Source organism: Marilutibacter maris, from assembly GCF_006546735.2.
In the GTDB taxonomy this organism is placed as follows: domain Bacteria; phylum Pseudomonadota; class Gammaproteobacteria; order Xanthomonadales; family Xanthomonadaceae; genus Marilutibacter; species Marilutibacter maris.
Map to the genome: position 1 here is coordinate 1 of NZ_VICD02000325.1, position 13021 is coordinate 13021.

A 13021-nucleotide genomic window follows, 5' to 3' on the forward strand; every position below is an offset into this window, starting at 1 on the left:
GGGGGTGTGGCGGCGCATCGGCGGGGCTCGAGGTTTGCGCAGCCAACCTTGGGAGATATCCGGGCGCAGCCGGATATCGTTCCCCCCTGAGTCAGGGGGCGATTCGTGCCACAGGCACGAATCAGAAGTAGGCACGTGGTGCCGCAGGCACGAATGGGGGTGTGGCGGCGCATCGGCGGGGCCCAAGGTTTGCGCAGCAAACCTTGGGAGATATCCGGGCGCAGCCGGATATCGTTCCCCTGTAGGAGCGGCGTAAGCCGCGAGGGGCCCTGGCGGGCGAGCCTCGTCGCGGCTCAGGCCGCTCCTGCGGGACGAGTAGTCGCGCGCATGGGGGCGGGACGCCCCCATGTGTCGCGTCAGCCGGCCAGTTCGATCAGCAGCTTGTTGAGGCGGCCGACGTAGCCGGCCGGATCCTTGAGGCCATGACCGGCGGCCAGCGACGCCTGCTCGAACAGGATGTGGCTGAGCGCGTCGAAACGTTCGCCCGCCGCCTCCCGGTCCAGGCGCTGGATCAGCGGGTGTTCGGGGTTGAACTCGAATACCGGCTTCGACTCCGGCACCGCCTGGCCGCTGGCCTCCAGCAGATGGCGCATCTGCGCGCCGATGTCGTGTTCGCCCACCGCCAGCACCGCCGGCGACTCGGTCAGCCGATGCGACACGCGCACCTGCGAAACCTGCTCGCCGAGCGCGCCCTTGATCCGTTCGACCAGGCCTTCGCTGGCCTTGGCGATCTCTTCCTGGCGGGCCTTGTCCTCGCTGCTGTCGAGCTTGCCCAGGTCGAGGTCTCCGCGGCCGACGTCGACGAAGCCCTTGCCGTCGAACTCCTGCAGATATCCCATCATCCATTCGTCGATGCGGTCGCTGAGCAGCAGCACCTCGACGCCCTTCTTGCGGAACACCTCCAGGTGCGGGTTGTTGCGCAACTGGGTATGGCTCTCGCCGACCAGGTAGTAGATCTTGTCCTGGCCGTCGTGCATGCGGCCGAGGTAGTCGGCCAGCGACACCGAGGGCTTGCCGCTGTCGTCGTGGGTGGAGGCGAAGCGGAACAGCGCGGCGATCTTCTCGCGGTTGCCGGCGTCCTCGGCCGGGCCTTCCTTCAGCACCTCGCCGAACTGTGCCCAGAACTTCGCGTACTTGTCGGTGTCGTCGGTGGCCAGTTTCGCGAGCATGTCGAGCACGCGCCGGGTCAGGGCGGTCTTCATCGAAGCGACCGCCGGGCTGTTCTGCAGGATCTCGCGCGAAACGTTCAGCGACAGGTCGCCGGAATCGACGACGCCACGGACGAAGCGCAGGTAGTTGGGCAGGAACTGGTCGGCGCGGTCGGTGATGAAGACGCGCTGCACGTACAGTTTGAGGCCGTGGTTGGCGTCACGGTGATAGAGGTCGAAACCGGCGCGGCCGGGCACGTACAGCAGCGAGGTGTACTCGAGATTGCCCTCGACCTTGTTGTGGCTCCAGGCCAGCGGGTCCTCGAAGTCGTGGGCGATGTGCTGGTAGAAGGCGCGGTACTCGTCGTCGCCGATCTCGTTGCGCGGCCGGGTCCACAGCGCGCTGGCGTCGTTGACGCTTTCCCATCCGGTGCCGGCGTTGTCGTCTTCGCCGGCCTCGTCGGCGGCCTGCCTGGGCATCTCGATCGCGGCGCCGATATGGTCGGCGTAGCGCTTGATGATGCCGCGCAGGCGCCAGTCGTCGGCGAACTCGCCCGCGCCTTCCTTCAGATGCAGGACGATGCGGGTGCCCGGCTCGGCCTTGTCGATACTGGCGACCTCGAACTCGCCCTCGCCGGTCGAGCTCCAGTGCACGCCCTCGCCGGCTGCCAGGCCGGCGCGGCGGGTGAACACCTCGACCCGGTCGGCGACGATGAACGAGGAATAGAAGCCGACGCCGAACTGGCCGATCAGCTGCGAGTCCTTCTTCTGCTCGCCGGTCATCCCGCGCAGCAGCTCGGCGGTGCCGGAGCGGGCGATGGTGCCGAGGTTGGCGACGACCTCGTCGCGGCTCATGCCGATGCCGTTGTCCTCGATGGTGACGGTGCCGGCGTCCTTGTCGGTGCTGATGCGGATGCGTGGCTCGCCCTGGCCCTCCAGCAGCTCGGGCCTGGCGATCGCCTGGAAGCGCAGGTTGTCGATCGCATCGGAGGCGTTGGAGACCAGTTCGCGCAGGAAGATTTCCTGGTTCGAGTACAGCGAATGGATCATCAGCTGCAGCAGCTGCTTGACCTCGGTCTGGAATCCAAGGGTCTCCTTGTGGGTTTCGATGCTCATCGCGGGGCTCTCTCCTGTGCACGATATTGCGCGGACAGGTCGGTAGATGGGCCCGCGGCCGGACCTTTCAAGCCCGCACGGTGCCGCTGGTCGCGCTCAGCGGGCGCCGGCCTCGTGCTCGCGCACGTCCAGCAGCTCGACCTCGAACACCAGCGAGCCGTTGGGCGGGATCACCCCGCCGGCGCCGCGGCTGCCGTAGGCCAGGTTCGACGGAATCCGCAATTCGCGCTTGCCGCCCACGCGCATGCCGGCCACGCCCTCGTCCCAACCGCGGATCACCCGCCCGGCACCGAGCAGGAAGGTGAACGGCTCATCGCGGTCCAGCGAGCTGTCGAACTTCTCGCCGCGCAGGTCCGGCCGGCTCTGGTCGTAGTTCCAACCGCTGTAGTGGACGGTGACGTCCATGCCGGATTTGGCCACGGCGCCGTCGCCCTCGCGGATGTCGATGCGCTGCAGCTCGGCGACCGAGCCGCCGGCAGGCGGGCCGGGATCGCGGCAGGCGGCGAGGGACAGCAGCAGGCAGGCGAGGAGGGCGGAGCGCAGCATGGGCACGGCTCGTCACGGCGGGCCGGCCAGTATCGCATCGCCGCGCGCGCGCAGGTCGGGGCTGCCCGGACCTGCGCGACGACGGTGTCCGGATTCAGGCCGCGGCCTTTGGTATCAGGCGCTCGTACTCGGCTTCGAGTTGATTGAAGCTGGCCCACAGCCCGGGCGGCGTCTGCTCGCCAAGACGTGCGATCAGCACCCGCAGGTGGGCGTGCCAGCCGCTGGCGACGCTGAGCATGGCGTCGCGGCCCGGCAGGCGGCGATGGGTCAGGACCAGTTCGACCTCGCTGCCGCGCGGCTCCAGTTCGAAGGCGACCTCGGAGCCCAGACCGGCGTCGTCCTCGTCCCAACTGATGACCAGCCGCTCGGGCGGCCGGCATTCGATCACGCGACCGCGACTGCGGGCCTCGTCGGCGATGCCGGCGTACTTGGCCGGCGGCGCGGCGTCGTTTTCGGTCAGCGTGTTGTTGCGGAACACCAGTTCATGGCGATCGCCGGGCGCGCCGAACGCGCCGTCGGCCAGCCATTGCCTGCGCAGCTCCGGCTCGGTCAGGTAGCGCCAGACCCGCTCGATCGGGCCGGGCAGGGTGCGTTGCAGGCGGATGGTGTCGGCCGCGACCAGGGTGCCGAGGGCGTCGTTGTCGGTGTGCATGGACTCACTCCTTGTTCTTGCGCTTGCGCCGTTTGGGAGAGGCGGGCGGGGTGGGGGTGGGGGGGGCGATGGAGGGGGCGGCATCGTCCGCCTCGAGCAGGGCTTCCAGGGCATCCAGGCGGCTGTTCCAGAAGCGTTCGTAGTGGCGGATCCATTCCAGGCCGGCGTGCATGGGCGCCGCCTTGAGATGGCAGGTGTGGGTGCGTCCCTCGACCTCGCGGCGGATCAGGCCGGCCCCTTCGAGCACCTTGATGTGCTTGGAGGCGGCGGCCAGCGACATCCGGAACGGCGCCGCCAGTTCGCCGACCTTGAGCGGTTGCCGCGCCAGCGCCTGCAGCATCGATCGCCGGGTCGGGTCGGACAGCGCCTGGAACAGGGCATCCAGTTGGGGGGAGTTATCGTTAACCATGTGGTTGACGATATTCGCGTGCCCGGCGAATGTCAACCATCAGGTGAAATATCGGCGGCGCGCCCGACCCGCGGTCGCCGGCAGGGGGCGGTCAGCGCCGACGGAGCCAGTCGCGGGCGCCGCGTCCGGCGCGCAGGCCGCTGGCGAAGCAGGCCTGCAGCAGGTAGCCGCCGGTCGGCGCTTCCCAGTCGAGCATCTCGCCGGCGCAGAACACGCCGGGCAGGTCGCGCAGCATCAGCGCCTCGTCCAGCGCCTGCAGGCGCACGCCACCGGCACTGCTGATCGCCTCGGCGATCGGACGCGGACGCAGCAGCCGCAGCGGCAGGCGCTTGATCGTTGTCGCGACCTGCGCGGCATCGTCGAGCGCGTTGGGACCGAGATGCTCGATCACCAGCGCCGCCTTGGCCGCCGACAGCCCGCTGGCGCGGCGCAGGTGTTCGCCGCGGCTGCGCTTGCCACGGGGGCGGGCGAGGTCGTCGCGCAGCCGGTCGCGGCTGCGGCCGGCGGCGAGGTCGAGTTCGAGCAGGGCCTGGCCGTCGCGGACGATGGCCTGTCGCAGCCCGGCCGACAGCGCATAGATCAGGCTGCCTTCGATGCCGGTCGCGGTGAGCACGCATTCGCCTTGCAGGGCGTGTTCGCCGTCGGCGTCGCGCCAGTGCGCGATCACCGGTTTCAGCGGTGCGCCGGCGTGGCGGGCCAGGTGCGCGCTCCAGCCGATGTCGAAGCCGCAGTTGGCCGGTTCCAGCGTGGCGATGTCGATGCCGCGCGCACGCAGCACGTCGACCCAGGCCCCGTCCGCACCCAGTTGCGGCCAACTGCCGCCGCCCAGCGCGAGCACGGTCGCACGCGCGTGGGTGGCGATCGCGCCATCGGGGGTGTCGAACCGCAGTGCGCCGGCCTCGTCCCAGCCCCGCCAGCGGTGCTGGACATGGAAGCGCACCCCCTGTTCGCGCAGCCGCCGGACCCAGCCGCGCAGCAGCGGCGCGGCCTTGCGGTCGTCCGGGAACACCCGTCCGGAGCTGCCGACATAGGTGTCCACGCCCAGCTCGCGCGCCCAGGCGCGCAGCGCGTCGGCATCGAAATCGTCGAGCCAGTGGCCGACCGCGGCCGCGCGTTCGCGATAGCGCGCATCGAAGCCGGGGCGCGGCTCGCCGTGGGTCAGGTTCAGGCCGCCCTTGCCGGCGATCAGGAACTTGCGTCCGACCGATCCCTTGGCTTCGAACAGATCGACCTCCAGGCCGGCCGCGCGCGCGACTTCGGCCGCCATCAGGCCGGCGGGGCCGCCGCCGATCACGGCGAGACCGGGCAGGGAGGTCGGGACGACGGACATCGGGCGGGCGCGTGCGGTGATCGCCGGGTGAGAGGCGGGCGCACATGATGCCACGCGACTTCCGGCCCTCCGGCGTGCGCGCGGACTTGCGGTATCGTCGGCGGCTTGTGCATTCGAACGAGGTGGAGCGTGGACCGAGCAGGTAATCGCAATCGTGCCGCCACTGACCCTGCCGCCGTGAGTCCTGCCGCCATGAGCTCCGCAGCCGTGGACCGGACCGCAGGCTGGTCGCGAGGCGCGCTGCTGGTGCTCGCACTCGCCTCGACCGGCATGCTCGCGGCGGCGCCGTCCGCGCGGGCACAGGAGGCCATGCAGGCGGCGGCCGCGGCTGAGCCCGCGGAGCTGGCCGGTTTCGACGCCTTCGTCGAAACCACCCGGGAGACCTTCGACGTGCCCGGCATCGCGGTGGCGATCGTCAGGGACGGCGAGGTGGTGCTGGAGCGCGGCTATGGCCTGCGCGACCTGCAGACCCGCGCGCCGGTGGGGCCGCGCACCCTGTTCGCGATCGCCTCCAACACCAAGGCCTTCACCAGCGCCTCGTTGTCGATCCTGGCCGACGAGGGCAGGCTCTCGCTCGACGACCGGGTGATCGACCACCTGCCGTGGTTCCGGATGTCCGACGACTACATCACCGGCGAGATGCGCGTACGCGACCTGCTCGTGCACCGCAGTGGCCTGGGACTCGGCGCCGGCGACCTGCTGTACTGGCCGACCACCGACTACAGCACCGAGGAGGTCGCGCGACGCCTGCGCCATGTGCCGATCGACGGCAGCTTCCGCGGCCAGTACGCCTACGACAACATCCTCTACGGCGTCGCCCAACTGGTGATCGAGGCGGCCAGCGGGCAGTCCTACGCGCAGTTCCTGCAGCAACGCATCCTCGATCCGCTGGGCATGGCGTCGACCCGGTTCAACAGCGACACGCTGCGCGCCGACGACGAGATCGCCACCGGCTACGCCAAGGCCGACTTCAAGGACCTGCAGCCGGCGCCGCGAATGGCCTGGGCGAACGTCTCCGGCGCCGGCGGCCTGTATTCCAGCGTCCACGACATGACCCGCTGGATGCGGATGCAACTGGCCGGCGGCAGCTACCACGACGCCGCCGGCGAGACCCGGCGCTTGTTCAGCGAGAAGCGCCAGCAGGCGATGTGGACGGTGGTGACGCCGCGCGCGGTCGGCAAGGCGCCGGTACCGGAGCTTGCACCGGCGATGCCGAACTTCTCCGGCTATGGCGAGGGCTGGAACCTCAGCGACTACCGCGGCGAGAAACTGGTCTGGCATACCGGCGGCTGGCCCGGCATGGTCTCGCGACTGACCCTGGTGCCCGAACGCGGGATCGGCATCGTCGTGCTGACCAATGCCGAGGTCGGCGGCGCCTTCCAGGCGGTCACCCTGCGGGCGCTGGACGCGATGCTGGGCGCGCCGGCGGAGAGCCCGACGGAGCACGACTGGAACGCGGCCTTCGCCGCCGCGCTGGCCGCCAGCCGCGGCAAGGCCGACGAGGACTGGGACAAGCACGTCGCCGCGCGCGACGCCCGCTCGAAGCCGTCGTTGCCAGTGGCGGACTATGCCGCAACCTACCGCGACCCCTGGTACGGCGATGTCGCGATCGAACGCGACGGCGAGCGGTTGCGGATGCGCTTCACCCGCACCCCGGCCCTGCGCGGCACCCTCGAACACTGGCAGCACGACACCTTCATCGTGCGCTGGGACGAGCGCTGGCTGAACGCCGACGCCTTCGTCAGTTTCGCGCTGGACCCGGACGGCAAGGTCCGCGAGGCGAGGATGGAGGCGGTGTCGCCGCTGACCGATTTCAGTTTCGATTTCCAGCACCTGCGACTGGCGCCGGTCGAGACGGCGCAGGACGAGACCACGGCCGATCGCGGCTAGTGCGGCGCTCCCGTCGATGTGCGTGTTTGTGACCGTGGTCGCGCCGTCGCGGCGATGTTTTGACATGGTGTAACGGGCGTGGCGGGCACCATGGCAGACGTAACCGTCGCGCCTGCGTGACAACCGTGGCCTCTCCGATTCAGGAACTTCCGCGGGCGAAATCGGTCAACGGAGCGAGGCTGTCATGGACCATCCAATGACACGGAAGGCGTTCTGGCTGGACCATCCGCTGTTGGCGCTGCTGGTTGGCGCGAGCGCGTGGTTGTCGCTGACGCTGGTGCGCGCGCCCGGCGAGCTGTCGGTGGTCTGGATCGGCAACGGCATCCTGACCGGTTGGCTGTTGTCCAGGCCGACGCGGCAGTGGCCGGGCTACGTGCTGACCGGGTTCGCGGCCGGTGTCGTGGCCCATGTGTTGTGCGGGGACGCGGTCGCGTACGCCGCGGCCATCGGCGCGTGCGGCCTCGTCGAGGTGCTGATCGTGGCCGGCTTCGTCAGGCGGCTGGTGCCCGATGTCGGCGATCCCAGGAACTGGCTCAGGCTCGGCGGCATCGCCACCGGCAGCACCCTGCTGGCCTGCGCGGTGTCCGGGCTGCCGGCCGCCACGATCGCGATCATGGCCCATGGCGGTTCGTTCATGGGCGAGCTGTTCAGCTGGTACGCGGCGCACGTGCTCGGGATGGTGATCTTTGCCACCACGACGGTCGTGGTCCAACGCGAAGGGCTGCGCCTGGCGACCTTGTCCGGCAGGCGTCGCGGCTTCCTTGGCAGCATGGCGCTGCTGGCCTTGGTGGTCATCGCGGTGTTCCTGCTGGAGTATCCGCTGCTGTTCCTCGCCTATCCGCCGCTGTTGCAGGGAGCGTTCCGGCATGGTTTCGCCGGCCTCGCCGTGGGCGTGGCCCTGCTGGCGGTGATCTCCAGCGTCGCCACGGCGATGGGATACGGGCCGCTGTGGGCGCTGGAGGGCATCGACACCGCCGGGCGCATCGCGCTGTTGCAGCTGTATGTCGCCAGTGGCTGCCTGATGACCATTCCGGTGGTCCTGGCGATGGGCGAGCGCAAGCGCCTGACCTCGTGCCTGCGCGACAGCGAGCACCGCTACCGGCTGCTGGCGGAGTTCTCGCACGATCTCGTGGTCAGGATGCGCACCGACGGCGAGCGGTTGTATGTCTCGCCGTCGGCGCGGGACATGCTCGGCTGGGAGCCGGCCGACATGCTCGGATCGCGCTGGAGCCTGATCCATCCGGACGACCGGCAATACCAGGCCGAGGCGATGGCCAGCGTACTCGCCACCGGCCGGGCGAGGACGGACACCTACCGCGTGCGTCACAAGGACGGTCACTACATCTGGGTCGAGGCGGTGACGCAGCCGATTCCCAGCCCGGATCGAGAGGGAGGATGCGAGATCATTTCCGCCGCCCGCGACGTCACCGGCCGGGTCACCGCGGAACTGGCACTGGAAGAGAGCCGGCGCGAGCTGGAACGCCTCGCCCGGGTCGATACCCTGACCGGTCTCGCCAATCGGCGCCAGTTCGACGAGCGCATGTCGCTGGCGCTGGAACGTCTGCGGCGGCACGGGCAGCCGCTGGCCCTGATCTATCTCGATGTCGACCACTTCAAGGGCATCAACGACACCCACGGCCACGAGGTCGGCGACCGGGTCCTGTGCGAATTCGCCCGGCGCCTGCAGGACAACGTGCGCGCGGTCGACCTCCCGGCGCGGCTCGGCGGCGACGAGTTCGTGGTCGTGATCGAGGATGCCGACGTTCCGGGCGCGGCGGTGGCGATCGCGCACAAGCTGGTCGAGGTGATGGGGCGGCCGGTCGAGGTCGACGGTACGAGCCTGAACATCTCCACCAGCATCGGCATCGCCTATGCCTACGGTGCGATCGACGCCAAGACCCTGATGTCGTCCGCCGATGCCGCCCTGTACAGCGCCAAGAAGACCGGGCGCAACCGCTACTGCATCCGGCCGCCGGCGGAATGCTGACGCGGCGGCGCGTCGGTCATGCGGCCAGGCCGGCGGCGTGACCGGAGGCCCAGGCCCACTGGAAGTTGTAGCCGCCCAGCCAGCCGGTGACATCGACGACCTCGCCGATGAAGTGCAGTCCCGGCACCTGCCGCGACTCCATCGTCTGCGAGGACAGGCCGTCGGTGTCGACCCCGCCCAGGGTCACCTCGGCGGTGCGGTAGCCCTCGGTACCGCTGGCGACCAGCGGCCAGGCCGACAGCACCGCGGCGATCGCCTTCAGTTGCGGCGGGTCGAGTTGGCGCATCGGCCGATGCCCGCTGCGGCCCGGCAGCCAGACCTCGCACAGGCGCTGGGCGAAGCGTCTGGGCATCGCGTCCGACAGCACGGTCTGGAGTTCGGCGGCGGGGCGCGCGGCCTGCTGCCGCTGCAGCCAGTCCAGCGCGTCCTCGCCCGGCAGCAGGTCCAGGTGCAGGGCATCGCCGGGCTGCCAGTACGAGGAGATCTGCAGGATCGCCGGCCCGCTGATGCCGCGGTGGGTCACCAGCATCGCATTGCTGAACGACTGGCCGTTGCAGCTGGCGGTCACCGGCAGCGACAGCCCGCTGAGTCCGTGCATGCGCTCGAGGTGCTTGCCGCTGAGGGTCAGCGGCACCAGGCCGGCGCGGGTCGGCAGCACCTCGTGGCCGAACTGGCGGGCCAGCTCGTAGCCGAAGCCGGTCGCGCCCATGCTCGGGATCGACAGGCCGCCGCAGGCGACCACCAGCCGCGGCGCGCGCAGGACGCCCTGCGAGGTGGCCAGCCGGTAGCGGCCGTCGTCGTCGAGTCCGATCCGCTCGACCGCGCAGGAGGTCAGGATGCGGACGCCGACGGCCTCGCATTCGTCGACCAGCATCTTCACGATCAGCTTGCTCGACACATCGCAGAACAGCTGGCCCAGCTCCTTCTCGTGCCAGGCGATGCGATGGCGGTCGACCATCTCGATGAAGTGCCAGGGGGTGTAGCGGGCCAGCGCCGACTTGCAGTAGTGCGGGTTGGCCGACAGGTAGTTGGCCGGGGTGGTGCCGGTGTTGGTGAAGTTGCAGCGGCCGCCGCCGGACATCAGGATCTTCTTGCCGACCCGGTTGGCGTGCTCGACGACCGCCACCCGCCGCCCGCGCCCGCCCGCGGTCAATGCGCACATCAGACCGGCGGCGCCGCCGCCGACGATCAACAGGTCGTAGTGGTCGTGGGCGCGCGCGCTCATGCGCTCACTGGGAGGCGAGGCGGACGTCCGGTCGCAGCGCGACGCTGCCCTGGTCGCTCATCAACTGCAGCTCGCCGTCCTGGATCAGTGCCTGCAGGCGCATGCCGCGCTTGCCGATCGCCGCCAGCGCGTCGACCGTGTCCGGGCGCAGGTCGAGCACGGTGAGGTTCTTCAGCCGGGTCAGCGAATTGGCGATCTTGTTCCACCAGATGTCGGCCGCGTTTCCGCTGTAGTTGACCACCACCACCTGGCGCGCCCGCGCGCAGGCCTTCTTGATCCGCGATTCGTCGGGCTGGCCGAGGTCGATCCACAGATCGATGTCGCCGGTGTAGTCGCGCTGCCACAGGTCGGCGTCGTCCTCGTTGCTCAGGCCGCGGCCGAACTCCAGCCGGTCGTTCGCGTAGAGCGCGAACGCGACCACCCGCACCATCAATCGCTGGTCGGTCTCCGAAGGGTGCTGGGCGAGGGTGAGGTCGTGGGTGGCGTAGTGGTGCCGATCCATGTCGCTGATCTGCAGCTCCGCCTTCACCACGGTGGAATTCAGGGCCATGTCCGGCTCGATGCGCAAAGGAGCGCCATTCTAGCCGCCGCGGACGCGATCGGCGGTGCCGGAGCGGGAAACCGGTTCCGCGCGCCCGGGCCGGCGGGGCGAAGAGCCGGGCCAGGAGGGCGCGCGTCGACGCGGCCGGTCGCGGATAATGGCGCGATCGTGAGCGCGACGCCTCCGCCCCTTCCCAGCCGCCTGCAACTGCCGCCAGGGCCGTGGCCGACCCTGCTCGACGGCGTCTGCGCGCGTTTCCCGCGGATCCCGCGCGAGGTCTGGCAGTCGCGTTTCGCCCGCGGACGGGTGCTGGATGCGCAAGGGCGGGCCCTGTCCGCCGATGCCCGCTACCGGGTCGGGATGGAGATCCGCTATTTCCGCGAAGTGGCCGACGAGACGCCGATTCCCTTCGCCGAAAGCGTGGTCCATCTCGACGCGCACCTGCTGATCGCCGACAAGCCGCACTTCCTGCCGGTCACCCCGGCCGGCGGGTTCGTCGAGCAGACCCTGTTGTCGCGGCTGCGACGGCGGACCGGGATCGACACCCTGGTACCGCTGCACCGGATCGATCGCGGCACCGCGGGGCTGGTGATGTTCTCGGTCGAGCCGGCGACGCGGGCGCGCTATCAGGCGTTGTTCCCGCAGCGCCGCATCGACAAGGTCTATGAGGCGCTGGCGCCGTGCCTGGGCGGGGACTTCCCGCGCCTGCACCGTTCGCGGATCGAGCGTGGCGAGCCGTTCTTCCGCATGACCGAAGCGCCTGGCGAGCCCAATAGCGAGACCCGCATCGAAGTGCTCGACCGCGGCGCAGGCGGCATCTGGCACTACCGCCTGCGCCCGGTGACCGGGCGCAAGCACCAGTTGCGCGTGCACATGGCGGCGCTGGGGGCGCCGATCCTCAACGATCCGTTGTATCCGCAGTTGCGAGTGCCGGCGGAGGACGACTTCGGACGACCGTTGCAGTTGCTGGCGCGGTCGCTGCGGTTCGAGGACCCGCTGGACGGGCGCGAGCGTCGCTTCGAAAGCCGGCTCGGACTCGGCTGAGCGAGGCTCCGGGCCGGCTCAACCGAACTCGCGCGAGGGCAGGGTGATCCGCCGCTGCGGGCGTCCGACCAGATCGAGGAAGCGGTTGAACACCGCCTCCGACTGCGCCTTCATCGTCGCGATGTGCTGGCGGGTCTGCGCGCGGATCGTCTCGATATCGGTCGGATGGCCGTCGGCGGCGAGCTCGGCGAGATAGCGCGGGTTCGCCAGCCAGCGCTCGATCAGGGCCTCGTCCATCTCCAGGTGGAACTGGAAGCCGTAGGCGTTGTCGCCGAAGCGGAAGGCCTGCGGCTCGCACAGCGGCGAGCGGGCCAGGTGCACGGCCTCGCGCGGCACCTCGAAGCTGTAGCGGTGCCACTGGAATACCGGCGCGGCGTTGCCGAGCGGGGCCAGCACCGGGTCGCCGCGGCCGGCATCGGTGGTCGCCAGCGGATGCCAGCCGACCTCCGGGGCCGGGTGGCGACGGACCGGTGCGCCGAGCACGTGGGCGAGCAGTTGCGCACCCAGGCAGATGCCCAGCACCGGCCTGCCGAGCTCGAGCATTCGTTCGATCGCGCGCAGCTCGGTGCGCAGATGCGCGCGGCGGTCGCACTCGTCGACGTTCATCGGCCCGCCCAGCACCACCAGGCCGCGGTAGCGGTCCATGGTCGGCGCGGCGTCGGGGTCGCGCTCGAAGTTGGTGAAGCGGATCCGGTGCCCGCGTCGGCGGATCAGCGGGTCGAGCGTGCCCAGGGGCTCGGCGGCGACATGCTGGAAGACCTGGATGCGGGGCATGGGGAGCGGTGGCGGAGGATGCGGCGGGACGGTCCGGCCACTATGCCAAAACCGGCGCCGGCGCAGATGACGACTGCCCAGGTCGTCATGAGCGAATGGAACCAGCGGCCAGCCGGGCGCAAGCCGCGGTCCGTGGCCATTCCATGAAAGCCCATCGCGGCTCACGCCGCTCCTACGGGATGCCGTATGGCAGAGCCCAGCCCCCTGAGTCAGGGGGCGATTCGTGCTGCAGGCACGAATGGGGGTGTGGAGGCGCACCGGCGGGGCCCAAGGTTTGCGCAGCAAACCTTGGGAGATATCCGGGCGTAGCCGGATATCGTTCCCCCCTGAGTCAGGGGGCGATTCGCATCGCAGATGCG

At 70.2% G+C, this 13021-nt stretch carries 11 protein-coding genes; 3 read left to right on the top strand and 8 right to left on the bottom strand.

Annotated features, from left to right (window positions below; genetic code table 11):
- Positions 1 to 356: 356 nt before the first annotated feature.
- The 5 genes from htpG to FKV24_RS18160 all read right to left on the bottom strand — a co-directional run bounded on the left by htpG (position 357) and on the right by FKV24_RS18160 (position 5201).
- Positions 357 to 2264 (bottom strand): molecular chaperone HtpG, encoded by a 1908-nt coding sequence (gene htpG, locus FKV24_RS18140; RefSeq protein WP_141483393.1) that lies wholly within the window; start codon positions 2262 to 2264, stop codon positions 357 to 359.
- Between the two features lie 96 nt (positions 2265 to 2360).
- Positions 2361 to 2810, bottom strand: a complete 450-nt coding sequence (locus tag FKV24_RS18145; protein ID WP_141483394.1) for an FKBP-type peptidyl-prolyl cis-trans isomerase — start codon at positions 2808 to 2810, stop codon at positions 2361 to 2363.
- Between the two features lie 94 nt (positions 2811 to 2904).
- Entirely contained in the window at positions 2905 to 3462 is a 558-nt protein-coding gene (locus tag FKV24_RS18150) for an SRPBCC family protein (RefSeq protein ID WP_111266577.1), read from the bottom strand.
- 4 nt (positions 3463 to 3466) lie between these two features.
- Positions 3467 to 3871: an ArsR/SmtB family transcription factor gene (locus FKV24_RS18155; protein WP_141483395.1), complete on the bottom strand. Its 405-nt coding sequence runs from the start codon at positions 3869 to 3871 to the stop codon at positions 3467 to 3469.
- 91 nt (positions 3872 to 3962) lie between these two features.
- Positions 3963 to 5201, bottom strand: a complete 1239-nt coding sequence (locus FKV24_RS18160) for a TIGR03862 family flavoprotein (protein ID WP_141483396.1) — start codon at positions 5199 to 5201, stop codon at positions 3963 to 3965.
- Positions 5202 to 5471: 270 nt separating this feature from the next.
- On the opposite strand from FKV24_RS18160, the gene FKV24_RS18165 reads away from it, so the two are divergent.
- Positions 5472 to 7091, top strand: coding sequence for a serine hydrolase (locus FKV24_RS18165; protein ID WP_249041090.1), 1620 nt, complete (start codon positions 5472 to 5474; stop codon positions 7089 to 7091).
- 196 nt (positions 7092 to 7287) lie between these two features.
- Positions 7288 to 9078 (top strand): diguanylate cyclase domain-containing protein, encoded by a 1791-nt coding sequence (locus FKV24_RS18170; RefSeq protein ID WP_170288368.1) that lies wholly within the window; start codon positions 7288 to 7290, stop codon positions 9076 to 9078.
- A 16-nt stretch (positions 9079 to 9094) separates the two neighbouring features.
- Here the strand turns inward: FKV24_RS18170 and FKV24_RS18175 are convergent, their stop codons facing one another.
- Positions 9095 to 10303, bottom strand: a complete 1209-nt coding sequence (locus FKV24_RS18175) for a BaiN/RdsA family NAD(P)/FAD-dependent oxidoreductase (RefSeq protein ID WP_111266572.1) — start codon at positions 10301 to 10303, stop codon at positions 9095 to 9097.
- 4 nt (positions 10304 to 10307) lie between these two features.
- Entirely contained in the window at positions 10308 to 10853 is a 546-nt protein-coding gene (locus FKV24_RS18180) for a YaeQ family protein (protein ID WP_111268070.1), read from the bottom strand.
- Positions 10854 to 11012: 159 nt separating this feature from the next.
- On the opposite strand from FKV24_RS18180, the gene FKV24_RS18185 reads away from it, so the two are divergent.
- The gene (locus FKV24_RS18185) at positions 11013 to 11888 is read left to right on the top strand and encodes a pseudouridine synthase (protein ID WP_141483399.1); all 876 of its coding nucleotides are present in this window, start codon (positions 11013 to 11015) and stop codon (positions 11886 to 11888) included.
- Between the two features lie 18 nt (positions 11889 to 11906).
- On the opposite strand, the gene FKV24_RS18190 is transcribed toward FKV24_RS18185, so the two are convergent.
- Positions 11907 to 12662, bottom strand: coding sequence for a type 1 glutamine amidotransferase (locus FKV24_RS18190; RefSeq protein ID WP_141483400.1), 756 nt, complete (start codon positions 12660 to 12662; stop codon positions 11907 to 11909).
- Between the last annotated feature and the right edge of the window lie 359 nt (positions 12663 to 13021).